The following is a 23,099-nucleotide window of genomic DNA, read 5'->3' on the forward strand; positions in this document are numbered from 1 at the left end:
TATAGACCACTTTAAAAAAGTGAATGATAGCTATGGCCATGACGTGGGCGACCAAGTATTAAAATATTTTGCAATGATTGCCAGTAAGGGCTTACGCAGTGACCAAAGAATTGGACGCTTTGGTGGTGAGGAGTGGTTAGTTGTTTTACCTAATGCAAAACCTGCTGAGCTTGATAACAAATTTAAACAGTTACTAAAGGCTTATCAGGAGAATAGACCAACAACACTGCCTGAAGAACTCGTGCTAAGTTTCAGTATGGGTGTCGTGATCGCTGAGACTGGTGATAATCGTTCTGTTCAGGATCTATTAAAGCAAGCTGATGTCGCGCTTTATAAAGCCAAGGTGGATGGCCGTGGCTGTTACGAGGTTGCTAAATAGACTCAATAAATCGCGTTAGCTTAATGGTCGCGCTATTTGTTAAGGCGTTTGCTTTTTTGTAGCCACTTATCTAATGCATTAGCAAAGCTTTGTTTTTCTTTATCACCAAACTTATTCGGTCCACCGCTTATTTGTCCTGTGTTACGTAATTCCTCTGCCAAATTTCGCATCGCTAATCTCTGGCGAACATTTTCAGGGGTATAAAGCTCTCCACGAGGATTTAGCGCCGTCACACCCTTTTCAACAATCTCTGCCGCCAATGGAATATCTTGGGTTATCACTAAATCTTCAGCTTGAACATGCATTGAAATGTAATTGTCCGCCACATCAAACCCTTGGGCAACTTGAACCGTTTTAATGAGCTCTCTACGTGGCACTGGGAGTGGACTGTTTGCGACAAAAACAAGCGCGACACCTGTACGCTCACTGGCACGAATTACCATTTCTCGGACGGGAACGGGGCAAGCATCAGCATCTATCCAAATTGTCATTTTTATCTACCTGTTTAAAAAAGTGTATTTTACACCGATGATCGCGTGAGCTGCAAATTCAGTTATATCAATTGAGTCGAGCCTATGATCTCTTCTCAAAGGTTATTTTTTACTGCGCATCATTGTGCAGGCCCTTCCTTAATTTATATTAAATTTGACTACAACGGATAAATCCAGCGTCAGTCTTTTGACCAGTACTTTTATCTGAATATCCCTCTGATTTTAAATCATTTATAGATAACTTAAATACCTATAAATAATTGCAATTACATTGATAATAATTATCGTTTCTATTTACTTGTTGGTATTAATCTATTAAATTGCACGCCTTGATCTTTTAAAGGAATAATCTGGATGATTAAAAAGCATATAAGTATATCGAAATTAAGCGTCGCAATTACCCTAGCATTAAGTAGTTATAATGCAGTCGCAGAACAAAAAAAAGTGACTGAAACGATGCAAGTGGTGGGTGAGAAAAATCAAAGCTACCGCGCGGAGAATAACAATAGTGCGTTAAAAACCGATGTCGCGTTACTACAAATTCCACAAGCGGTTTCAGTTGTTGGTGAGCAAGAGATTGCAGATAAAGGGGCGTTGGTATTAGGTGATGCATTAAAAGGTGTTCCTGGAATTAATGCACCTTCCGGCGAAGGAGCACGTGATCATTTCACCATCCGTGGTTACGATGCTTTATACGATGTTTATCGTAATGGGTTACGCGATGGTAGTAATAATCAAGCTTACCGTAGCATGAGTAATATCGAACGCATTGAAGTGATCAAAGGATCTGCGGGTGCGCTTTATGGGCGAGGCAGTGCGGGTGGTTTGATTAACTTAGTGACAAAAAAAGCAGACCGTGATGTGGCTGAAATTAAGTTACAAGCAGGTAGTTTTAATCGCTTAGGGGTGAGTGCCGACTTAGGTGGGGCGTTAACGGAAACACTCAGTAGTCGATTGAATATCGAGTATAATCAAGGCGATAGTCATGTTGATAGGGCTGATCACAGTACTTTATTTATTGCGCCAACTTTTCGCCTAACACTAGGCCAAGATACGCTCGTTGATATCGATATCGAATATATGGATCAACAGGTAACCCCTATTCGTGGCATACCTTCTGTGGATGGCGAACCTATTGATGTTGATAGTAGTACTTCCTATGCAAGCAGCAGTGATTTTCAAGAAAACAGTTCAATCAATGCCGCTATCAATCTACAGCATCATTTTAATGAACAAACGCATTTGACCACTAAAGCTTATTATTCTCGTGTTGAAATGGAGCAAGCGGGTACGCGTAATGTAAAAGTCACCGACGAGACACTGCAGCGTAAAGTCGTTGCTTTTGCTTTTGACCCACAGCAAGATATGGGCATGCAAAGCGAATTAAACTTACACTTTGGTATGCATCAGCTATTAATTGGAGGTGATGCAAACCGTATGAAACGTGTTAGTACTTCAGGCGGTACGACTGCACCTGATTCCCCTCTTTATAATCCCAGTGATTTTACTTACTCGCGACCAGAATTATCACCTAATCGTACTAATCAAGTTGACTCAACGGCTCTGTATTTACAAGACATGATCAGCTTTAATGATGCTTGGAAATTGTCATTAAGCGCCCGTTATGACTGGATCACGAGCACACAAGATAAACATTCAGGCGAACAGTTTGAGATTAAAGATGATAACTTAAGCCCGCGAGCGGGGCTTGTTTTTCTACCTTTAGAAAATATGGCGATCTATACAACGATTGGGCGTTCATACGCATTACCTTGGGGTGGGATTTATGCTGCGCCAACAAAAGCTGCATTACTTAAAACAGACCTGAGTGAATTAGGTTTTAAAGTGGACTTATTTGATGAAAGTCTAACCTTCAATACTGCTATTTTTAATATTGAACGCGAGAATGCACAAACAGATGAGCAAGGCGTGGTTGTTGAGGTGAATAACGATCGTCATCAAGGTATTGAATTTGAACTAAAGGGCGAGCTTTTAAAAGATTGGCAAATCAGTTCTGGTTACACATATTTAGATGCCGAAAACCAAGATACAGGTTATCAGCCTAATGATGTGCCTATGCACACAGCATCACTTTGGAATACTTACCAATTAACAGCCGATTTTAAAATAGGGGGAGGAATTACTTATATTGGCGATCGTTATGTTGGCGGGAAAGAAGCGGTTAAATTGCAGGCTTATAATACCATTGACCTAATGGCGAGTTATCAGTGGAAGTCGCATCTAATTCAATTGAACGTGAATAATGCAACCAATCAAGACTATTACATCGGTGCAACCGGTGGTGGCAGTGGATCAACACAAATTAACCAAGGAGCTCCTGCTAACGCGAATTTAACTTATAGTTATGCATTCATGTAATTATTGATGAAATTCTTTTTACTGCTGTTCTGTTTAGCTTTACCTGTAGTGGGTAAAGCTTTTGTTGTAACTGACTTGTCTGGCAGGCAAGTTACCTTTAAACAAGCACCTAAAAACATCATGCTCTCGGAAGGGCGCATGTTGTATTTGGTGATGGCGTTACAACCCAATAAAGTTGATCACAATATCGTTGCGATGGCCGATGACCTGCAAAAAGCAGATATTGATACTTGGTCTAAAGTCACCCAACTTTTCCCTCAATTATTAAATAAACCTGTTATTGCGAGTCCCGCTACTGGGCAATTTAATGTCGAACAAGCTTTTATATTAAATACAGATCTGGTTTTATTTAGCCTATCGCAACTCAATAACCTTAAACAATCACAAAGCCTAAAACAGCTGGATGCACTGGGTATTGATTATTTATTCATTGATTATCGACTCAATATTGCTGAGTATTTAATCCCGAGCATGTTGATATTAGGGCAAGTTTTTGAACAAACTGAGCAAGCGATAAAATTCCAATTGTTTGTTGAGAAACAGCAAGCAACAGTGGCGCAAGTATTAAACAAAATATCTATTAAAAAGCCTTTGTTATTAATAGAGCGCGCCGCTGGAATTAACGGAGAGACGTGTTGTCGTGTATTTGGACAAGCTAGTTTTGGTGAGTTTGCACAATCGGCAGGTGCAAATAATTGGGGAAGTTTAAAAACCTCTGGTGTATCGGTCGACTTGAATCCTGAAGCGCTATTAGTTGAAGAGTTTGATGTAGTGATTGCAACCAGTGGTAACTGGACACATAAAAAGCAAAGCATTGCACCTGCTCTTGGTTATTTAGCACAGCCAACTCAAGTAAAAATGGGAGTCAATGCATTAGTAAATCGTAAGGGCTGGCAAAGCATGAAAGCGATTCAAGAGAAGGATTTTTATGTTATATGGCACCAGTTTTATAATCACCCTGGGTATTTTGTCGCGGTGCAACAAATGGCGAAGTGGCTACACCCGGATTTATTTTCTGATTTAAACCCGGCACAAACTTGGGCTGACTATCATCAACAATTTATGCCTTTTCCGCTACAAGGCATTTTTTGGAGCAAATTATGATGCTCGTTAATCAAGTTTACCGTCGCCAGCGATTGGTTAAGGTCCTTATCTTAATCACCTTAGCGTTGCTTTTGTTGGTTAGTTTCTTGTGGGATCTTGCCTCGGGTCCAAGCCGTTACGGATTAACAGAGGTTGTATCTTGTATCGTGGATTGTCAGGATAAAAAGTTAGACCTAATTCTTTGGCAGATTCGCATGCCAGTGGCATTAATGGCGGTCTTAATTGGCGCTATGCTCGCTTGTGCGGGTTCGCAAATGCAAACTATTTTAAATAACCCACTAGCCGATCCCTTCACGCTTGGAATCTCAGCGGCGGCTGCCTTTGGTGCAGCATTAGCCTTTGTTTTAGATTGGGGGTTGTTACCTGTTGCAGGCCTGTATTTAGTCTCTGTGAATGCTTTTTTCTTTGCCATGCTTAGCGCTTTGATTTTATTTGCGATCAGTCGAATGCGCGGAATGGGTTATCAGACATTAGTGCTTGCTGGTATTGCGCTCATGTTTACTTTCAATGCATTACTGGCATTTTTGCAATACATCGCCAGTGAAGATGCACTGCAACAATTGATATTTTGGACGCTGGGTTCATTAGGTCGTGCAAGTTATGAGAAGGTCTTAATTTGTGCTGTGGTATTAAGTGTGACCGTCGCAATATTGTGGCGTTATCGTGATCAATTAACCGCGTTACGCTTTGGTGACCAACAAGCCATCAGCATGGGCGTTAATGTTAATCGATTACGTTTAATGACCTTATTACTGTGTGCATTATTAGCATCGGTTGCCGTAGCGTTTGTTGGCACCATTGGTTTTATTGGTTTAGTTGCCCCGCATATAGCGCGATTATTATTAGGAGAAGATCAGCGCTTCTTTTTGATCGGTAGCATGTTAACAGGCGCCATTTTATTATCACTGGCGAGTGTTTTTAGTAAGTTAGTGATCACTGGCGTATTACTGCCTGTGGGTATTACTACGTCACTAACTGGCATACCTTGCTTCTTTATTTTAATTTTCAGTATTAGGCAAAAATAAAATGAGCTTAAGGTTAAGTGAACTTCACTTTTATTACGGTGATAATAAGGTCCTTGATGGTTTTGATTGCGAAGCTATTAAGGGCGGTCTGTTAACTGCATTGATTGGTGCAAATGGCACGGGTAAATCGAGTTTGTTTCGGGTGATTGCTGGTATTAGCAAAGTGAAAAAAGGTTATATTCATTTAAATGGTCAGGACCTTAGCCTATTAACATTAGGACAACGCGTAGCATCAGTCTGTTACGTACCTCAGCTAAGCGAAAGCCAAATTCGCTTATCGGTATTTGAAGCTTTAATGCTTGCACTGAGTTTAAATAAGTCGGGGTTATCGCAACAGATAAAAGAACATAAAGTCGAAGAGGTTTTATGTTTACTCAATATCAGCTCATTAGCGAACCAATTATTATGCCATTTGAGTGGAGGGCAAAAGCAACTTGTTGCATTAGGCCAAGGTTTGATACGCGATCCGAAGGTCTTATTATTAGATGAACCAACCAGTGCATTAGATTTGGAGCATCAATTACGTATTCTAAGCTTGCTCAGTAAGTATGTGCGCGTTAATAAAATGATCTGTATTATTGCGATTCATGACTTAAATTTAGTGAGTCGATTTTTCCCACAATTAATCGCTCTTAAGCAAGGTAAATGCATTGCACAGGGAGTAACAAAAACAACATTAAATTCAGCGCTATCTGAGCAATTGTTTGCCGTTAAATTAGATAAGCACAATAGTGATTATGGTTACGATTTATTGGATGCACAATTACTTTAATGAGAGATATAGAAAGTCATTCTTATTAACGGCTTAAAGTTATCGAGTGGCGCTGTGAACTGCTTCTGTGCCTTATTATTACTCGCTTTAATAGTGCCCATGGCAGACGTTTTTTAAGAAAGTATTTTAAATAGAAAATGTTAGATATGAGAATAAATAATTAGCTTTTTTACCTCTCAAAAAGTTTATGTATCAATCAAATAGATGTTGACAGCTTTCAGAAGCAAGCTATAATCTTGTTAGCTTGAAAGTTCGTTTTATATTTATGTTCAATTTGTTCCGTATTATGTACCGAATCCTATACATCATAAGTAATAGCAACACTTCTAGCCAAATGCCTTGATTTACAAGGTTAAATTACTCAAATTAAATAGGATGACTATTATGTCTACAACTACTACTGGTACAGTAAAATGGTTCAACGAATCTAAAGGTTTTGGTTTCATCGAGCAAGAAAACGGTCCTGACGTTTTCGCACATTTCTCTGCAATCGCAAGCACTGGTTTTAAAACTCTTGCTGAAGGCCAAAAAGTACAGTTTACTGTTACTCAAGGTCAAAAAGGCCCTCAAGCAGAAAACATCGTAGCTCTTTAATATTGCTTCGATGGACTTTAATTAGTCCATTCTGATTGAATAGAAGGTAATCCTAAGGGGTTGCCTTTTTTTATGTCTGTAAGAAAATTATTGAGCTAACAGCTAACAGCTAACAGCTAACAGCTAACAGCTAACAGCTAACAGCTAACAGCTAACAGCTAACAGCTAACAGCTAACATTAATTCAGCGGTAAAATAACCGTAAAGGTACTGCCTTTTCCTATTTCACTGGAAACTTGGAACTCACCTTTATGTTGATGGATAATTGAGTAACTAATTGATAACCCAAGACCCGTACCTCGGCCTAGTGCTTTGGTGGTATAAAAAGGGGTGAAAATATCGTCCAGTTTACTGGGTTCAATGCCGCTACCACTGTCAGATACTTCAATATAGAGTTTGCCCTGTTTATCGTGCGCTTTAATAAATACGACTTTCTCATCACACTCTTCAACAGCATCCTTAGCGTTGATCAACAGGTTTACTAATACTTGTTCTATTTGAGTTTTATTACATAAAATAGAGGGCAATGAAGGCGGTAGTACTTGCCTCAGCTCAACGTCTTCTTGGTTATATTGGTTAATCACAATGTTGATAACATTTTCAAAAATATTGGCTGGTGTCTCTTGGTTATAATTATCAAGTTCACTATCACGGCCAAAGCTGCCTACCTGTTTTACTATTTTCTCAATGCGCTCTACCTGCGATAAAATGGCACGAAAACTTTTGTCTACTAAACGATAATCTTGTTTTTGTAAGCTCTCTTGGCACATATCTGCATGAATACAAATAACCTGTAAGGGTTGGTTAATTTCGTGGGCGATGCCGGTGGCAATTTCACCTAGGGAGGAAAGCTTATTCGATTGTATTAATTTTGACTTACTTGCCTTAAAGTCTTTGTTAATTGTTTTTAGATTTGTTTTTTGCACACTAAGTTGAAGGCGCATATTTTTATTCATGCGTATTAAGTAAAAAAGTTGTGCTAATAAAATAGAGAGAATCAAACCAATAACCGCAGAGTATTGGTAAAAATGGTGTTGATGGATTGGCCATACTATTAATTTCCAATGATGACCGAGTAGAGGAATAGTGAACTGCTGTTTCACATCATGAATTAAGACACCTTCAGGCAACACAGTATAAATAGTACGCCCGGTCTCCGATAATGAAAACGGATAGGTTATTTGAAACATAGCGACTTGCTGATCAAGTAACTGAGTAATGTTCAGCGTTGACTGTAAATAGCCAATTAACTTTTTATTGATAAATAGAGGTGCGTGTTGGTAAACAATCACCTGATTGTCTTCCTGTATTACATGTTTGCTCTGAAATGTTGTTGCTTTTTCTGTCTCACTAAGTTGTTTATTAAGGGGGAACAAATACTTAGCCTGCTGTAATAGCTCGGTATCGCTAGCAAAATAATGCTGTGATTTATTTTCAATGGTTAGCGTGGGTTGAGGTGCCAACAGATAAATGCTGATATTGCTCATGTTAGGAAGTAGCGTAACTAATGACGTGCTGTATTGTTGCCAATTTTCGTTTATCGCCTGAATTGATTTCAAGCGTTGCGCTGTAATAGATAATTGCTTTGCGTGTAACAGTATTTGTTGCTGTACGGTATGAGTAATTGACTGGCTCTGGGTTATTAGTTCTTGCTTTTGATCGTTTAATTCAACTTGCTGAAAATTTTTGGTTACTATATATGTTGCGAATAAGCCAATAATAAAAAGGAGAATACTATATAGATTCAATTTCAACTTAGTTCCTTATCTCTGTATAATATGTCTAATAATTGAGGTCATCATAGCTTAAAAGAATAAAAAGATTCAATTCGAGCTAACGCTTTTAAAAAAACAGCAAAGGAATTTAGATGTCAGAGCAAGGTTTTACTACAAAAATAGTACACGCAGACCATTCACTAAACTTAGAAGCGGGCGCCGTTCACGCACCAATTCATAACTCTGTTCCTTATGGCTTTAGCGATGTACAAGGTTTAATTGACGTATTTCAAGGCCAACCTGGTCATGCTTATGCTCGTTCTTCAACGCCAACACTTGATGCGCTGTGCAAAAAAATTCAGATGATGGATCGGGGTGTTGCTACCGCTGTTTTCTCATCGGGCATGTCTGCTATTGTTGCTACCTTTTTAACCCTATTAAAAGAAGGCGACCACGTTATTTGTAGTCGCTTCCTATTTGGTAATACAACGAGCTTGTTAAGCACGTTAAAAGGTTATGGCATCGAAATAACACTGGTTGATGCAACTGACATTAATGACGTTATTAAAGCTAAACAAGAAAATACAAAAATGGTTTTTGTTGAGACCATTGCTAACCCTGTTACACAGGTGAGCGCATTAGCTGAGATTGGTGACTTTTGTGAGATTGAAGAGCTTGTTTATGTTATCGATAATACCATTACATCAAGCTACCTTTTTGATGCAAGCTCTGTGAAGGCAAGCTTGATAGCGACATCTCTGTCTAAATATGTTGCTGGCCACGGTAATGCAATGGGTGGTTCTGTTACAGATACTGGTTTGTTTAACTGGGAAAAGTATCCAAACATTTATGAAGGTTACCGTAAAGGTGATAGTAAAATGTGGGGAATTAGCCAAATCAAGAAAAAAGGCTTACGTGACATGGGCGCTTGTTTAAGTTCTCAAGGCGCACACCTTATTTCTGTGGGCAGTGAAACGATGGAGCTACGCATGGATCGTCAAGGTCAAAATGCAATGGCGATCGCTGAGTTTTTACAGGCTCACCCGAAAGTAGAAAATGTATATTACCCGGGGCTTGTTGATCATCCACAACACGATCGTGCTAAAGCGCTATTCAGTGGTTTTGGTGGTCTATTAAGTTTTGATTTAGTTGATGGACTAGATTGTTGTGAGTTGTTGAATAAAATGAACCTAGTGATCAGTGCGACTCATCTTGGTGATAACCGAACATTAGCTTTACCCGTTGCGCCAACTATCTATTTTGAGATGGGTTTGCAATTACGCCAAGAAATGGGCATTAGTGAAAATATGATTCGCTGTTCAATTGGTATCGAAAACACCGCTGACTTAATCGCAGACTTCGAACAAGCACTTGCTTAAAAAATTCTAAGCTTATAAAAAAAGAGACATTATGTCTCTTTTTTTGTTTAAGGAACCTATGAAAGTAACCACTGTTTTATTGCTGCTTTTTAGTCATTCATTAACATGGGCAAATAATATAGATACACATGAGCTAGGCCGATCACTGGCTAATTATCAAGCTTGCAGTGAAGTATCTGTAATGATGAATGATGATCAGATGTTTAACTATTATCAGAATATGCTTAACGATACGCGTTTCGCTTTACTAGCGCTAACCAGTGAAAAGTCTAAGCAGGTTTATGTAACTTGGACTAAAAGTGAAGCGGTATTGGTTAATATAGGGGAACAAAGTTTACAGAAGATTTGCTTGAGTCGTTTTGATGAATTGTCGCGTAAGATGTTTAATAAAGTAGCCACTAAATAGCATGGCTACTCGTGGCTACGTTAAAGAATGATTTAAGAAGGGCGATTAATAATCGTCAGATTCTTTTATCTTTCCGTATAGGTTAGCTGCGTTATCATTGTTATTAATTACTTCAGCGTCATTGTTGTTTTTTTCTGTTGTTTTTTCAGCAGTCGTTTTTTCTGAAAATGTCTTTTTAACAACAGGAGATTTGGCAACATATTTTTTAGCTGCTTGCTTAAATTGTACTGGTTCAGCTTCTTTTTCTGCAACTACCACTTCTACTTCAGATGTCTTTTGCTCTGCTTTTTTAACGCGGATAAAATTACCAGCCAGTTTGAATCCATTCAACGTTTTCATTGCTGCTTTTGCATCACCGATTTTTGGCATCTCTACAAATCCAAATCCTTTAGATTTACCTGTTTTGCTGTCTAATACCAAGCTGCAAGATTGAACTTTGCCATGCTCGCTAAATAAACTAACTAATTTTTCTTCGGTTGTTGATAATGCTAAGTTGCGTACTAATAGTTTCATGGTCATTCCAGTATTCAATAAATATTATTCTGTATATTAACAGCTATCAGCGCCATTAACTAAGTATTAACCACAGAGCAACAGTAAACATCATTGTTGCAGCGATGCGGTTCATTATTTTTACATTGCCTTGTTCTTGCAATAAGTTACGTAATACTTTGCCGCCACTTGCATAAAGCAACATACAGATAAATTCAAAACAAAGAATAATACTAATCAAAATAGTAGCTTGTGGAATGAAAGCTTGTGACTCGTTAATAAAAGGCGGTAATAACGCAATAAAAAAGGCCCAACCTTTAGGGTTCACTATTGCGGTTACAAAACCCTGTGAAATTAAAGCCGATGGCGCAATATCCATTTTCTTTAAATCATTATTCATCGCCATTTTGCCACGAGATAACCAAAGTTGAATAGCTAAGTAGATAAGGTAAGCACCACCGAGATATTTCAGAGCTAAAAATAAGCTTGGGTAGGCTAATAACAGTGCTGAAATACCCACTAGAGAAGAGGTTGCTACTAACGCAACACCGGCCAATTCTCCTAGCATCATCCATAAGCTACGGCGTACACCAATGGTCATGCCTAACGTTAAGGCTAGCGTCATACATAGCCCAGGCGTTATTGAAACGGCAAAAAAAGTAGGAATAAAAAGTAATAATAAATTAGTGTCCATCATGTGTCCGGTAATTGTTTCGCTTAATAATTTATTAGCTTACAGGTAACTGTAAGTTTCGCAAAGCTTCGCTTGAAGCTGAGATTTGTTAAATGTTTATTGAGGGTTAGCAAATAATGACTCTGCTAGTAAGCGAAATCTCCGCAGTATGATGAAAAACATGACTATTACCATTAATGATATTCGCTTAAATAGAAAAGCAGCTAAGCTTAATAAGTCATTTCTATTTGTTTGCTAAATAGCTTTTATGAATCATAGGATAATTGCTTTGTTTGTATTTGTAAGTGCACATAGTGTATTTACATTGAAATAATGAAAAGGTCGATGATGGTTAAAAAATACTTATATATAACACTTGGATTTATCTCATTAGCAACCGGTTTTGTTGGCATAGTCGTGCCGGGTTTGCCCACCACTTCATTTGCTTTATTAGCGTTGTTTTTCTTTAGTCGTAGCTCAAAAAAATTCCATGATAGATTATTGAATAACAAAGTCATGGGGCCGCTCATTGAAAAGTTTCGTTGTGGTCAGGGGTTAACGCGTAAAGATAAAACTAATATTTTGTTATTAACCTGGTTTTCAATTTGCTTTGCACTTTTCTTCTTTATTGAAAATGCCTATATTCAATGGTTTTTAGCTATTATTTTACTTTTTAAAACGTGGTTTATCATACGTTATAAAAGCAAAGAAACGCCATTAAATGAACAATCCAACAGTGACAACTTAACCAGTAAATAGCCTTTAGTTTATTTTTGAAAGACCTCCATTATGAATTTAACATAGACGACTGAGTTATATTAAATTCAGGCTATCCTGTTAATTTTTATTATTAATTCCTACCTATCAATAGGTAACATAAAGAGGCATCACATTTTATTCATTATTTATTAATTATTAATGTTGCCTTATATTGAATATAATATATTCAATGAGTTTGTAGCAAAATTGAGATGTAACTCGATTTTTAAATTACGTAAATGGATGGAATGGCTAAATGATTTCATCGCGCATTGAATTTAAACGAACATTCACTCTTTAGCATTGTTGAACATATTACTCCTTAAAATCCCCCCCCTTCTGTCATTACTACATCTTTATATAATATAAAGCGTGTTGTTGCGTGGGTATGATTAAAAGAAAGATCAGAGCAATAAGAGTGAGGGTTGTGTGAGTTTGACGTTATGTGAGTGTTGCATAGGCAGAGGATCGAAATGCTAAGAATCGATACTCAAAGCAAAAATAGAATTTAATTAATCTACAATAAATATATGAAAGGATTTAAATGAACACTTCGCAAGCGTTTACAAAAGACAGAGAGGCACCGATGCAAAAAATAAAATTGTTGGATGGAGTCGATATTCCCGTATTTTTGATCAGTGGTGGCGCGCTTGTGCTATTTGCCCTGTTGGCACTCTATGACATTCAAATGATGTCTAGTTGGGTGAATACAAGTTTTGCTGCATCAACCAAAATATTTGGCGCTTATTGGCAAGTGCTACTACTACTTACTTTTTTAATTGGTATTTTCTTAGCGTTAAGTCGAACGGGAAAAGTGGTATTAGGCGGATTAACATCGCCGGAAATATCGACCTTTAAATGGATTTCTATCATCATGTGTACCTTGCTTGCCGGTGGTGGCGTGTTTTGGGCCGCTGCTGAGCCGATGGCACATTTTACTTCTCCGCCTCCTTATTTTGGTGGTGAAACAGGAACAAAAGAAGCTGCTTTTAACGCATTAGCACAAAGCTTTATGCATTGGGGTTTTTTAGCTTGGGCTATTCTGGGCAGTTTGACCGGCATCGTGTTTATGCATTTACATTATGAAAAAGGCTTACCACTAAAACCACGTACTTTGCTCTATCCTGTTTTTGGTGACAAAGTGATGAAAGGGGCCTTTGGTACGATTGTTGACTCTTGTTGTGTGATTGCGGTCGTTGCTGGAACCGTTGGGCCAATTGGTTTTTTAGGGTTACAAGTTAGCTTTGGTTTAGAAAAGTTGTTTGGTATTCCGGATACTTACCTCACTCAAGTCATTATATTATTGGCACTTATTTGTCTTTATACTTTATCTGCCGTGAGTGGAGTCACTAAAGGTATTCAAATATTAAGCCGTCTTAATATCATTTTAGCGGTTTTTTTAATGGCTTTTATTTTGATTTTTGGTCCTACCGCTTTTATCTTTGATAGTTACATCCACTCCTTTGGCCTTTATATAGATAACTTTATTCCAATGGCGACTTTTCGCGCTGATCCTGCTTGGCTTGATTGGTGGACAGTATTCTTTTGGGGATGGTTTTTAGGTTATGGTCCTTTAATGGCGATGTTTGTTGCTCGTATTTCACGTGGCCGTACTATTCGTGAAATGATATTACTCATTTCAGTGGTTGCACCTATTATCACTTGTTTTTGGTTCACTATCGTAGGTGGTAGTGGTTTAGCTTATGAGTTAGCCACACCTGGTGTTATTTCTGAACCTTTCACCGGTTTAAATTTACCGGCTGCATTGCTTGCGATTACAGAGCAACTACCAATGGGCTGGCTAATATCGGTATTGTTCTTGATATTAACCACCATTTTTGTTGCTACAACGGGTGATTCAATGACCTTTTCTGTGTCAATGGTAATGACTGGAACAGATTCTCCACAGAGTTCATTACGTGTTTTTTGGGGCGTAATTATGGGCGTGATGGCTGCTTTGCTTATCTCTATTGGCTCTGGAGGAATATCTGCACTGCAGTCTTTTATTGTGGTCACAGCCGTGCCAGTTTCACTGGTCTTGTTGCCCTCATTGTGGAATGCACCACAAATCGCGCGCAAGATGGCTGACGAGCAAGGGTTGTAAAGTTAATTAAACTAGCGAACAAGGCACATTTTTTAATAAAATGTGCCTGTTCGCTGGTTAAAGATATTGATAACTGTTTTGTTAAATTATTTCAGTGTTTTCCCTCCTCTCGCTACTCTTGTTTACATTCCTTTGCCGCATCGTCATCAAAAAGCCAATTAACCACTTTATTTGCATATATTGTGCTTGTTCTTAATTGCGCATGAAGTATTTTTGCAGATAATAATAAATTTTGTTAAATATCCTTATTATCTCTGTGTTGGTGTATTGATATTAAATGAATTGCTGATCTTAATTTGTTATAGTTGCGCGCACTTAAAATGATATAAAAATATGCCTGCATTTTACTGCGATTATTTGCAGCAGAGCGGGCGTAAAAGTTAACTAACGAGGTCTGAGTTGATGTAGCTTATTTTATAGAGAACCTATTAAAGAATAATATTTACATTATTCATATAAATGATCAGGCGATGACCTGTTCAGTTTAAGCATACAAACAAAGAGAATTATAAAATGGCAGATGCTAAGTTTCTAGAAGCCGTCAACAGTCGACGCACCTTCGCAATTATCTCTCACCCCGATGCGGGTAAAACAACGATCACTGAAAAAGTATTACTTTTCGGGAACGCGTTGCAAAAAGCAGGTACAGTTAAAGGTAAAAAATCGGGTCAACATGCCAAGTCAGATTGGATGGAGATGGAGAAGGAACGTGGTATCTCAATCACGACCTCGGTAATGCAATTCCCTTACAATAATTCCATTGTTAATCTACTTGATACACCAGGACATGAAGATTTCTCTGAAGATACTTACCGTACATTAACGGCTGTTGATTCATGTTTAATGGTTATCGATGCCGCTAAAGGTGTAGAGCAACGTACGATTAAATTAATGGAAGTCACACGTCTTCGTGATACACCTATCATCACGTTTATGAATAAATGTGACCGTGATACACGTGATCCTATCGATTTAATGGATGAAGTTGAAGATGTTTTAAACATCGCTTGTGCCCCAATTACTTGGCCAATCGGCATGGGTAAAGAGTTTAAAGGCATTTATCATATTTTACGTGATGAAGTGATTTTATACTCAACAGGTCAAGGCCATACCATTCAAGAAGTGCGTACGATTAAAGGCTTAGATAATCCTGAGCTTGATGAGGTACTACCACTCCACGCTGCTGATTTACGCGAAGAAATGGAATTGGTAGTTGGCGCATCTAACGAGTTTGATTTAGAGCTGTTTTTAAGTGGTGAGCTAACGCCTGTTTATTTTGGTACTGCACTGGGTAACTTTGGTGTTGATCATGTATTAGACGGTTTAACAGAATGGGCACCAAAACCATTAGCGCGTATTGCTAAAGAGCGAATCGTTGAACCAACGGAAGAAGACTTTTCTGGCTTTATCTTTAAAATTCAAGCGAATATGGATCCAAAACATCGTGACCGTATCGCCTTCATGCGTGTTTGCTCTGGTAAATATGAAAAAGGCATGAAAATGTTACACGTACGCACCGGTAAAAAGGTAAGTATCTCTGATGCTGTTACCTTTATGGCTGGCGACCGAACGGCAGCTGAAGAAGCTTATCCGGGTGATATTATTGGTTTACATAACCACGGTACAATCCAGATCGGTGATGCATTTACTTTGAATGAGCAGCTTAAATTTACCGGTATTCCTAACTTTGCGCCAGAAATGTTCCGTCGTATTCGTTTACAAGATCCGCTTAAACAGAAACAGCTGTTAAAAGGGCTGATGCAACTTTCTGAAGAGGGGGCTGTACAAGTATTCCGTCCGCTACGTAGTAATGATTTAATCGTAGGCGCGGTCGGTGTACTGCAGTTTGAAGTGGTTGTACAACGTCTTAAATCAGAATACAAAGTAGAGGCTATCTACGAAGGCATTAGTGTTGCGACTGCCCTATGGGTTGATAGTGAAGACGAGCAAAAAATGGCTGAGTTCGAAAAGAAAGCTTACGATAACCTCGCATTAGACGGTAGTAACAACTTAACGTATGTTGCACCAACTATGGTTAACTTAAATCTTGCGATTGAACGTTACCCTGCCGTTAACTTCCGTAAAACACGCGAACATTAATCGCATGCGATAAAACCTAGCCTTTTTGTGGTTAGGTTTTATCATTTTTGACCAAGGTTGCCATGAAACAGACTGTATTATGGATGACAGGTGCAATATGTTCATTCTCTCTGATGGCGTTGGCTGGACGTGAATTAAGCGGTCAAATCAATACTTTTGAAATGCTCTTTTTCAGAAGCCTACTTGGGCTAATCGTGATAAGTACGGTTATCGCTTGCACTCGAAAAATACAATACTTCCAAAGTGCACAAATCAAAGGTCATCTTATACGTAACAGTTTCCATTTTCTCGGCCAATACGGCTGGTTTATTGGATTAGGCATCTTGCCACTTGCTCAAGTCTTTGCGATTGAATTTACGGTGCCATTTTGGACTGCAATTATCGCATCAGTATTTTTAAAAGATCGATTAACACTGACTAAAGTGAGCGCGATTGTTATTGCATTTGTTGGTGTGTTATTGATTGTGCAACCCTCATTAGAGCACTTTGATAATGCCTCCTTGATCGTACTCGGGGCTGCCATTTGTTATGCCTGCGCGCATACTGGCACTAAAGTACTCGCTAAAAATAATCATCCTTTAACTATTTTATTTTATATGTGTTTGATTCAATTGCCGATAGGTGGGGTGATGATGATTCCTCATTGGACAAATCCAACGCTGCTTCAGTGGGGTTGGATTCTCATTATTGCACTGACTGCATTAACCGCTCATTTCTGCATGACTAAAGCCATGTTAACAAGCACAGTGACAACCGTGGTGACACTTGATTTTATGCGCTTACCTTTAATTGCTGTGGTTGGTTTTTTCCTGTATCAAGAAGCCTTTGGTTTATGGGCAATAATCGGTGCGTGTATTATATTAGGTGCTATGTTTTTGAGTCTTAAATTACCTTAATCCCATTAAAATAGTTGAGGTAATAAATGTTTACCGATAGCCACTGCCATCTTGATTTTCCTTGCTTTAAGGATGAATTAGACCCTTTATTAGCGGCGTTAAAGCAAAAGGGCATCACTAAGTTAGTTATCCCTGCAACGCAAGCAAGTGCTTGGCCTATGATAAAAGAAATGGCTAGTGCCCACTCCCCACTTTATTATTCACTGGGAATACACCCGCATTTTTTAGACTCATTTGAAGAGGTCCATTTAGCGCATTTGCATGACATGCTGTTAAGTCGTGATGATAAATGTATTGCACTGGGAGAGATCGGGTTAGACAAGTTTGCACAAGCCTCTCAAACACAGCAAGAATGGGTGTTTGTTAAACAAGTTGAAATTGCGTTGCAACTTGAACTACCTATTATTTTACATTGTGTTAAAAAACAAGGTCGTGTGTTAGCTATTTTGAAAGCGTTGAATTTCCAACAAGGGGGCGTTTACCATGCTTTCTCTGGCAGTTTAGAAGTGGCGCATGAATTTATTAAGCTGGGTTTTAAACTCGGTGTAGGCGCGGTGATTACTTATCCTAATTCAACTAAAACGCGCCAAACTTTTGCTACCTTACCACTGGACGCACTGTTGTTAGAAACAGATGCCCCGGATATGCCACTTTATCAGCAACAAACAAAAAACAACTCACCGCTCAATATTATCCCTATTTTTGAATGTTTAGCGTCATTACGTAGTGAGCCAAAAGCACAACTTGCCACACAACTTTATAACAATATGCATAATATTTTTTCTTTATCCAATGACTAATGTTGGATTTCAGCGTAAAATAACTGCTTTTTTCAAATCGTTTAAATTTAAGGTGAAACTCCATGGTTCAATACCCAATGACCGCAACAGGCGTCGCTTCTTTACGTAGTGAACTTGATCAATTAAAGAATGTACTCCGTCCAGAGATTGTTGCTTCAATCGCAGAAGCGCGTGAACATGGTGATCTTAAAGAAAATGCAGAATACCATGCTGCACGTGAGCAACAGGGTTTTTGTGAAGGGCGTATTCAAGATATCGAAGCAAAGCTTTCAAATGTTCAAGTTATTGACGTAAGTAAATTAGCTAATAACGGTAAAGTTATTTTTGGAACAACGGTAACGATTGTTAATGTTGATACTGATGCAGAAGTGACTTACAAAATTGTAGGCGATGATGAAGCAGACATTAAATTAAACTTAATTTCAGTAAGCTCACCTATTGCACGTGGCTTAATTGGTAAAATGTTAGATGATGAGATCACTATCAAAACACCAGGTGGCTCAATTGATTATGAAATAATCAAAGTGCAGTACGTTGTTTAATAAAAAATAGTTTAATAAAATAACTTCTTAGCAGATACAAAAAAGCCCAGATAATCTGGGCTTTTTAATAAAGGAAGATAAAAAATTACTTACGAGGTAAGTCGACTTTTTTCTCTTCGCTTTGACGATATAAAACGACAGTGTGGCCAATTTTAGCTACGTTAATAGCTTCAGTTTCGCGCACAATTGCATCAATAATTAATTGTTTCATTTCACGATCATCAGTTGCAATTTTAACTTTGATTAACTCATGGAAACTAAGAGCGTTCTCAATTTCTGCAAGTACACCTTCAGTTAGACCATTTTGGCCAAGTAGCACTACAGGTTTTAGCGAGTGAGCCAAGCCTTTTAGGTGTTTCTTTTGTTTATTTGATAAATTCATACAAATTCTTTCATTTTAGGGTTGAAAACGTGTCATTCTACCCTTAAATAATACCTTTTACTATTCATACCCATGATATTTCAAAATGCAAAGTCAGCAAGGGACGTTTTTCCAAGATGCTAGGCATAAAATGGAAGTATAATTATTCTACAGCGAGGTTTTATAACAACGCAGATTGGTGAAACGTATCTTGCCCAAAGGGGCACGAGCTCGAACACTATTTCAGCGTTGCAATAATCGCAAAGGGAATAACCATTACCTCATGTTGCGCCTTGAACTCGCGTCCGAGTTCGTGCCTGACAAAACATTTTGAATTAACATGGGTATACAACTATACGAGAAGATTTCATGGGCAAAAAAGTCAACGATGGCGTATCAAAACCGGGTGTATTAAAGAAAAGTTCCTCGGGCAGCTCGAAACGTTGGATGCAAGAGCACGTTAATGATTTTTACGTAAAAGAGGCAAACCGTTTAGGCTTGCGCTCTCGTGCCGTATTTAAACTCGAAGAGATCAATAAAAAAGATAAAATCATTAAATCAGGCATGACAGTTGTCGATTTAGGTGCGGCGCCAGGTAGTTGGTCACAGTGGTGTGTAGATAACGTTGGTTCAAGAGGTAAGGTGATTGCTTGTGATATTTTAGCAATGGACTCGATTGCCGGCGTTGATTTCTTACAAGGTGACTTCCGTGATGAAGCGGTGTTAAATACTCTGTTAAAACGTATTGGCGATAATAAAGTTGATGTGGTGTTATCGGATATGGCACCAAACATGAGTGGTAATGCTGCCATGGACCAACCTAAGTCAATTTATTTGGTTGAACTGGCATTAGCTATGTGTACCGATGTACTGATTAAAGAGGGCGCTTTTATTGTTAAAGTGTTCATGGGAGGCGATTTTGATAACTTTATGCTTGAAGTGAAAAAAGTGTTTAAAGTAGTCAAAACACGTAAACCAGAATCGTCACGAGCACGCTCTCGAGAAGTGTATATAGTAGCGACAGGTTTTAAAGGTTAACAATTTAGTGGCTTGGCCCCTTCGTATTTATTAGAAACTTTTAATAATTGGCTAAGGCTGTCATTTTATGGCAACTATCTAGTGGCGACTATTTTTAAACTGTAGTAGTCTAACAATTGAATTTTTATTTATTAACATGAGGTTTACATCTTGAACGACATGGCAAAAAACCTAATATTGTGGTTGGTTATCGCAGTGGTACTAATGTCCCTATTTCAAGGGTTTGGTACAGATAGTGGCAAACAAGCTGCAATGGATTACACCACTTTTAACAAAGAAGTAAGCCAAGGACAAATTCAACAGGTTCAGATCGATGGTCAAGTGATCAGCGGTCTTAAAACAAATCAGAGTCCTTTTGTTACTTATATTCCAGCACCTGATCTTGATTTAATGAACTACCTAATCAAGCACAATGTGAAAGTAGAAGGTACTGCACCTGAAGAAACAAGCTTCTTAGCCTCTATTTTTGTATCTTGGTTCCCGATGTTATTGCTCATTGGTGTATGGATATTCTTCATGAAGAATATGCAAGGTGGCGGTAAAGGTGGTGCAATGTCATTTGGTAAGAGTAAAGCCAAATTGATGGGCGAAGACCAAATCAAAACGATGTTTGCTGATGTTGCTGGTTGTGATGAAGCAAAAGAAGATGTTAAAGAGTTAGTTGATTACTTAAAAGACTCAACTAAATTCCAAAAACTAGGTGGCCGAATTCCAACGGGTGTTTTATTAGTTGGACCTCCTGGTACGGGTAAAACATTGCTTGCTAAAGCGATTGCTGGTGAAGCAAAAGTACCGTTCTTTGCTATTTCAGGGTCTGATTTCGTTGAAATGTTTGTTGGTGTTGGTGCATCACGTGTACGTGATATGTTTGAACAAGCTAAAAAATCAGCGCCATGTATTATCTTTATCGATGAAATCGATGCGGTTGGTCGCCAACGTGGTAGCGGTGTAGGTGGTGGTAATGATGAGCGTGAGCAAACATTAAACCAATTACTCGTTGAGATGGATGGTTTTGAAGGTAATGAAGGTATTATCGTTGTTGCTGCAACAAACAGACCTGATGTATTAGATGCTGCTTTATTACGACCTGGCCGTTTTGACCGTCAAGTTGTTGTTGGTTTGCCGGATGTACGTGGTCGTGAACAGATTTTAAATGTTCATATGCGTAAAGTGCCGCTGGCTGATGATGTAGAAGCGAAAATAATCGCACGTGGTACACCTGGTTTCTCAGGTGCTGATTTAGCCAATCTGGTTAATGAAGCCGCTTTATTTGCTGCTCGTTCAAATAAACGTACGATCACTAAAGAAGATTTCGAACAAGCACGCGATAAAATCCTAATGGGTTCTGAACGTCGCAGCTTAGTGATGCGCGAAGAAGATAAAGAGTCAACGGCTTACCATGAAGCGGGTCATGCAATTGTGGCTAAATTAGTGCCTCAGCATCATCCTATCCATAAAGTAACGATTATTCCACGTGGACGTGCACTTGGTGTGACACAATTTTTACCAGAAGGTGATCAAATTAGTCAAAACCGTCAAGAGCTTGAAAGTAGTATTTCTGTTGCATACGGTGGTCGTATTGCAGAAGAACTTATTTACGGAAAAGACAAAGTATCAACCGGTGCGTCGCAAGATATTAAACAAGCATCAGCGATTGCACGTGCAATGGTAACTGAATGGGGTTTCTCTGAAAAATTGGGTCCGATTCTTTTAACTGCGGAAGCAAACTCATTACGATCTAATACGGTTTCACACGAAACAGGTAAATTGATTGATGATGAAGTACGTAACTTTATTGAAAAAAATTACCAACGTGCTTTTCAGTTATTAACCGATAACATTGATATATTACATGCAATGAAAGACGCGTTAATGAAGTTTGAAACAATTGATGCATTAATGGTTGATGATTTAATGGCGCGTGTTGAAGTACGTGCACCTTCTAACTGGGATGATAAAGCTGAACCTGAGAAAAAAGAGACAGCAGAAGAGGCGACAACGGTTAATAAAACGCCTTTTAATATGGACAAGAAATCATCTGTCAACGTAGAAAAAGATACCGATAAAAACGTTGAGACAGAAGAAAAGAAAGAAGAAAAGAAAGAAGAAGATAAAGAAGACAAAGAGTAACCCTCTCTTTTTTATAACAATGATTATCCAAAAACCTAAGCTTGCTTAGGTTTTTTTATATGTGAGATAAATATGTACTTACGAAGCCGTGATAAAACATTAGATTTAACCACACCCCAAGTGATGGGTATCTTAAACGTAACGCCTGATTCTTTTTCCGATGGTGGGCACTTTGCTAATGTTGATAAGGCATTCAAACAAGCCTCAAAGATGGTTGAGCAAGGCGCGACTATTATTGATATCGGAGGAGAGTCTACTCGCCCAGGCGCTGCTGATGTTGCTACGCAAGAAGAGTTAGACAGAGTTATTCCGGTGATTGAGAAAATGTCACAACATTTAGACTGTTGGATCTCTATTGATACCAGTAAAGCGATTGTAATGACTGAAGCGGTTAACGCCGGTGCACATATTATTAACGATGTGCGCGCTCTACAGGAAGAAGGGGCGTTACAGGCTGCCGTTGCTGCCGGCGTCCCGGTTTGTTTGATGCATATGCAAGGTGCGCCTCGTTCAATGCAAACTGCACCCGAATACACCGATTTATTAAAGGAAGTGCAGTCTTTTTTATTACAGCGTGCACAGGTTTGTATTAAAGCGGGCATTAAAAAAGACAATATAATATTGGATCTTGGCTTTGGCTTTGGCAAACAGCTTAAGCATAATTTTGAACTACTTTCGGCAACGAAACAATTTGTTACATTAGGTTATCCGGTATTAACAGGCGTTTCACGAAAATCAATGTTTGGTCAGTTACTAAATCGTGATATAAATGGTCGACTCGCAGGGAGCTTAGCGGGGGCGTTAATCGCAATACAGCAGGGATCGCAAATAATTCGAGTGCATGATGTTGCAGAAACAATCGACATCATTAAAGTGCTACAAGAAGTTAATTCTTTTAACTAACAAGTCACTATTCAGACTCATTTTAAATGAAAGAGAGTTGCAAAACAGACTCAAATGA

General features: G+C 38.6%; 22 protein-coding genes. 17 read left to right on the top strand and 5 right to left on the bottom strand.

The window, feature by feature from the left end; translation table 11 throughout:
* Positions 1–379 (top strand): GGDEF domain-containing protein (locus CXF74_RS08580; protein WP_157822365.1); only part of this gene is annotated, 379 nt, incomplete at its 5' end.
* Between the two features lie 32 nt (positions 380–411).
* On the opposite strand, the gene CXF74_RS08585 is transcribed toward CXF74_RS08580, so the two are convergent.
* Entirely contained in the window at positions 412–870 is a 459-nt protein-coding gene (locus CXF74_RS08585; RefSeq protein ID WP_101081997.1) for a YaiI/YqxD family protein, read from the bottom strand.
* A 354-nt stretch (positions 871–1,224) separates the two neighbouring features.
* Here CXF74_RS08585 and CXF74_RS08590 point away from each other — a divergent pair, with 354 nt between their 5' ends.
* The 5 genes from CXF74_RS08590 (at position 1,225) to CXF74_RS08610 (ending at position 6,744) form a co-directional block, all read left to right on the top strand.
* On the top strand, positions 1,225–3,249 hold the full coding sequence (locus tag CXF74_RS08590; RefSeq protein ID WP_101081998.1) for a TonB-dependent receptor: 2,025 nt from the start codon (positions 1,225–1,227) through the stop codon (positions 3,247–3,249).
* Between the two features lie 6 nt (positions 3,250–3,255).
* Positions 3,256–4,353 (top strand): ABC transporter substrate-binding protein, encoded by a 1,098-nt coding sequence (locus CXF74_RS08595; RefSeq protein ID WP_101081999.1) that lies wholly within the window; start codon positions 3,256–3,258, stop codon positions 4,351–4,353.
* A complete protein-coding gene (locus CXF74_RS08600) occupies positions 4,350–5,378 on the top strand; it encodes a FecCD family ABC transporter permease (protein ID WP_101082000.1) in 1,029 nt (342 codons plus the stop codon). Before CXF74_RS08595 ends, CXF74_RS08600 begins: the two co-directional genes overlap by 4 nt.
* Position 5,379: 1 nt before the next feature.
* Positions 5,380–6,150: an ABC transporter ATP-binding protein gene (locus CXF74_RS08605; RefSeq protein ID WP_101082001.1), complete on the top strand. Its 771-nt coding sequence runs from the start codon at positions 5,380–5,382 to the stop codon at positions 6,148–6,150.
* A gap of 384 nt (positions 6,151–6,534) precedes the next feature.
* A complete protein-coding gene (locus CXF74_RS08610; protein WP_028866731.1) occupies positions 6,535–6,744 on the top strand; it encodes a cold-shock protein in 210 nt (69 codons plus the stop codon).
* A 178-nt stretch (positions 6,745–6,922) separates the two neighbouring features.
* Here the strand turns inward: CXF74_RS08610 and CXF74_RS08615 are convergent, their stop codons facing one another.
* Complete coding sequence (locus CXF74_RS08615) at positions 6,923–8,497, bottom strand: sensor histidine kinase (RefSeq protein ID WP_101082002.1); 1,575 nt, start codon at positions 8,495–8,497, stop codon at positions 6,923–6,925.
* 113 nt (positions 8,498–8,610) lie between these two features.
* Between CXF74_RS08615 and CXF74_RS08620 the strand changes: the two genes are divergently transcribed.
* The gene (locus CXF74_RS08620) at positions 8,611–9,837 is read left to right on the top strand and encodes a cystathionine gamma-synthase family protein (protein WP_101082003.1); all 1,227 of its coding nucleotides are present in this window, start codon (positions 8,611–8,613) and stop codon (positions 9,835–9,837) included.
* Between the two features lie 58 nt (positions 9,838–9,895).
* Complete coding sequence (locus CXF74_RS08625) at positions 9,896–10,243, top strand: hypothetical protein (protein ID WP_101082004.1); 348 nt, start codon at positions 9,896–9,898, stop codon at positions 10,241–10,243.
* Between the two features lie 45 nt (positions 10,244–10,288).
* On the opposite strand, the gene CXF74_RS08630 is transcribed toward CXF74_RS08625, so the two are convergent.
* Together CXF74_RS08630 and CXF74_RS08635 are read right to left on the bottom strand one after the other, a co-directional pair.
* On the bottom strand, positions 10,289–10,756 hold the full coding sequence (locus CXF74_RS08630) for an RNA recognition motif domain-containing protein (protein WP_101082005.1): 468 nt from the start codon (positions 10,754–10,756) through the stop codon (positions 10,289–10,291).
* Between the two features lie 55 nt (positions 10,757–10,811).
* Positions 10,812–11,432, bottom strand: coding sequence for a LysE family translocator (locus tag CXF74_RS08635; protein WP_198552817.1), 621 nt, complete (start codon positions 11,430–11,432; stop codon positions 10,812–10,814).
* Between the two features lie 321 nt (positions 11,433–11,753).
* Here CXF74_RS08635 and CXF74_RS08640 point away from each other — a divergent pair, with 321 nt between their 5' ends.
* From CXF74_RS08640 to greA, 6 genes are all read left to right on the top strand, one after another.
* Positions 11,754–12,167: a YbaN family protein gene (locus tag CXF74_RS08640; protein WP_157822366.1), complete on the top strand. Its 414-nt coding sequence runs from the start codon at positions 11,754–11,756 to the stop codon at positions 12,165–12,167.
* Between the two features lie 544 nt (positions 12,168–12,711).
* On the top strand, positions 12,712–14,271 hold the full coding sequence (locus tag CXF74_RS08645) for a BCCT family transporter (protein ID WP_101082008.1): 1,560 nt from the start codon (positions 12,712–12,714) through the stop codon (positions 14,269–14,271).
* 513 nt (positions 14,272–14,784) lie between these two features.
* Positions 14,785–16,371 carry a peptide chain release factor 3 gene (prfC, locus tag CXF74_RS08650; RefSeq protein WP_101082009.1) on the top strand — a complete coding sequence of 529 codons (1,587 nt, stop codon included), beginning with the start codon at positions 14,785–14,787 and terminating at the stop codon, positions 16,369–16,371.
* A 62-nt stretch (positions 16,372–16,433) separates the two neighbouring features.
* Positions 16,434–17,267, top strand: a complete 834-nt coding sequence (locus tag CXF74_RS08655) for a DMT family transporter (RefSeq protein ID WP_198552818.1) — start codon at positions 16,434–16,436, stop codon at positions 17,265–17,267.
* Positions 17,268–17,293: 26 nt separating this feature from the next.
* Positions 17,294–18,067 carry a TatD family hydrolase gene (locus CXF74_RS08660; RefSeq protein WP_101082010.1) on the top strand — a complete coding sequence of 258 codons (774 nt, stop codon included), beginning with the start codon at positions 17,294–17,296 and terminating at the stop codon, positions 18,065–18,067.
* 62 nt (positions 18,068–18,129) lie between these two features.
* Positions 18,130–18,609, top strand: coding sequence for a transcription elongation factor GreA (gene greA, locus CXF74_RS08665; protein WP_101082011.1), 480 nt, complete (start codon positions 18,130–18,132; stop codon positions 18,607–18,609).
* 85 nt (positions 18,610–18,694) lie between these two features.
* On the opposite strand, the gene yhbY is transcribed toward greA, so the two are convergent.
* Complete coding sequence (yhbY, locus tag CXF74_RS08670) at positions 18,695–18,991, bottom strand: ribosome assembly RNA-binding protein YhbY (protein WP_101082012.1); 297 nt, start codon at positions 18,989–18,991, stop codon at positions 18,695–18,697.
* 348 nt (positions 18,992–19,339) lie between these two features.
* Here yhbY and rlmE point away from each other — a divergent pair, with 348 nt between their 5' ends.
* From rlmE to folP, 3 genes are all read left to right on the top strand, one after another.
* A complete protein-coding gene (gene rlmE, locus CXF74_RS08675; RefSeq protein ID WP_101082013.1) occupies positions 19,340–20,008 on the top strand; it encodes a 23S rRNA (uridine(2552)-2'-O)-methyltransferase RlmE in 669 nt (222 codons plus the stop codon).
* 159 nt (positions 20,009–20,167) lie between these two features.
* Positions 20,168–22,138, top strand: coding sequence for an ATP-dependent zinc metalloprotease FtsH (gene ftsH, locus CXF74_RS08680; RefSeq protein WP_198552819.1), 1,971 nt, complete (start codon positions 20,168–20,170; stop codon positions 22,136–22,138).
* 72 nt (positions 22,139–22,210) lie between these two features.
* A complete protein-coding gene (gene folP, locus CXF74_RS08685) occupies positions 22,211–23,041 on the top strand; it encodes a dihydropteroate synthase (protein WP_101082015.1) in 831 nt (276 codons plus the stop codon).
* Positions 23,042–23,099 lie beyond the last annotated feature (58 nt).

The organism is Psychromonas sp. Urea-02u-13 (assembly GCF_002835995.1).
Classification (GTDB): domain Bacteria; phylum Pseudomonadota; class Gammaproteobacteria; order Enterobacterales; family Psychromonadaceae; genus Psychromonas.

What these genes read in the sequence shown, in the direction of transcription:
- CXF74_RS08625 (WP_101082004.1), top strand. Translation starts at nt 9,896, where the DNA reads ATGAAAGTAACCACTGTTTTATTGCTGCTTTTTAGTCATTCATTAACA.
- yhbY (WP_101082012.1), bottom strand. Translation starts at nt 18,991, where the DNA reads ATGAATTTATCAAATAAACAAAAGAAACACCTAAAAGGCTTGGCTCAC.
- CXF74_RS08600 (WP_101082000.1), top strand. Translation starts at nt 4,350, where the DNA reads ATGATGCTCGTTAATCAAGTTTACCGTCGCCAGCGATTGGTTAAGGTC.
- CXF74_RS08620 (WP_101082003.1), top strand. Translation starts at nt 8,611, where the DNA reads ATGTCAGAGCAAGGTTTTACTACAAAAATAGTACACGCAGACCATTCA.
- rlmE (WP_101082013.1), top strand. Translation starts at nt 19,340, where the DNA reads ATGGGCAAAAAAGTCAACGATGGCGTATCAAAACCGGGTGTATTAAAG.
- CXF74_RS08610 (WP_028866731.1), top strand. Translation starts at nt 6,535, where the DNA reads ATGTCTACAACTACTACTGGTACAGTAAAATGGTTCAACGAATCTAAA.
- CXF74_RS08605 (WP_101082001.1), top strand. Translation starts at nt 5,380, where the DNA reads ATGAGCTTAAGGTTAAGTGAACTTCACTTTTATTACGGTGATAATAAG.
- CXF74_RS08645 (WP_101082008.1), top strand. Translation starts at nt 12,712, where the DNA reads ATGAACACTTCGCAAGCGTTTACAAAAGACAGAGAGGCACCGATGCAA.
- ftsH (WP_198552819.1), top strand. Translation starts at nt 20,168, where the DNA reads ATGGCAAAAAACCTAATATTGTGGTTGGTTATCGCAGTGGTACTAATG.
- CXF74_RS08590 (WP_101081998.1), top strand. Translation starts at nt 1,225, where the DNA reads ATGATTAAAAAGCATATAAGTATATCGAAATTAAGCGTCGCAATTACC.
- CXF74_RS08585 (WP_101081997.1), bottom strand. Translation starts at nt 870, where the DNA reads ATGACAATTTGGATAGATGCTGATGCTTGCCCCGTTCCCGTCCGAGAA.
- CXF74_RS08655 (WP_198552818.1), top strand. Translation starts at nt 16,434, where the DNA reads ATGAAACAGACTGTATTATGGATGACAGGTGCAATATGTTCATTCTCT.
- CXF74_RS08640 (WP_157822366.1), top strand. Translation starts at nt 11,754, where the DNA reads ATGATGGTTAAAAAATACTTATATATAACACTTGGATTTATCTCATTA.
- folP (WP_101082015.1), top strand. Translation starts at nt 22,211, where the DNA reads ATGTACTTACGAAGCCGTGATAAAACATTAGATTTAACCACACCCCAA.
- CXF74_RS08635 (WP_198552817.1), bottom strand. Translation starts at nt 11,432, where the DNA reads ATGATGGACACTAATTTATTATTACTTTTTATTCCTACTTTTTTTGCC.
- prfC (WP_101082009.1), top strand. Translation starts at nt 14,785, where the DNA reads ATGGCAGATGCTAAGTTTCTAGAAGCCGTCAACAGTCGACGCACCTTC.
- greA (WP_101082011.1), top strand. Translation starts at nt 18,130, where the DNA reads ATGGTTCAATACCCAATGACCGCAACAGGCGTCGCTTCTTTACGTAGT.
- CXF74_RS08595 (WP_101081999.1), top strand. Translation starts at nt 3,256, where the DNA reads ATGAAATTCTTTTTACTGCTGTTCTGTTTAGCTTTACCTGTAGTGGGT.
- CXF74_RS08630 (WP_101082005.1), bottom strand. Translation starts at nt 10,756, where the DNA reads ATGAAACTATTAGTACGCAACTTAGCATTATCAACAACCGAAGAAAAA.
- CXF74_RS08660 (WP_101082010.1), top strand. Translation starts at nt 17,294, where the DNA reads ATGTTTACCGATAGCCACTGCCATCTTGATTTTCCTTGCTTTAAGGAT.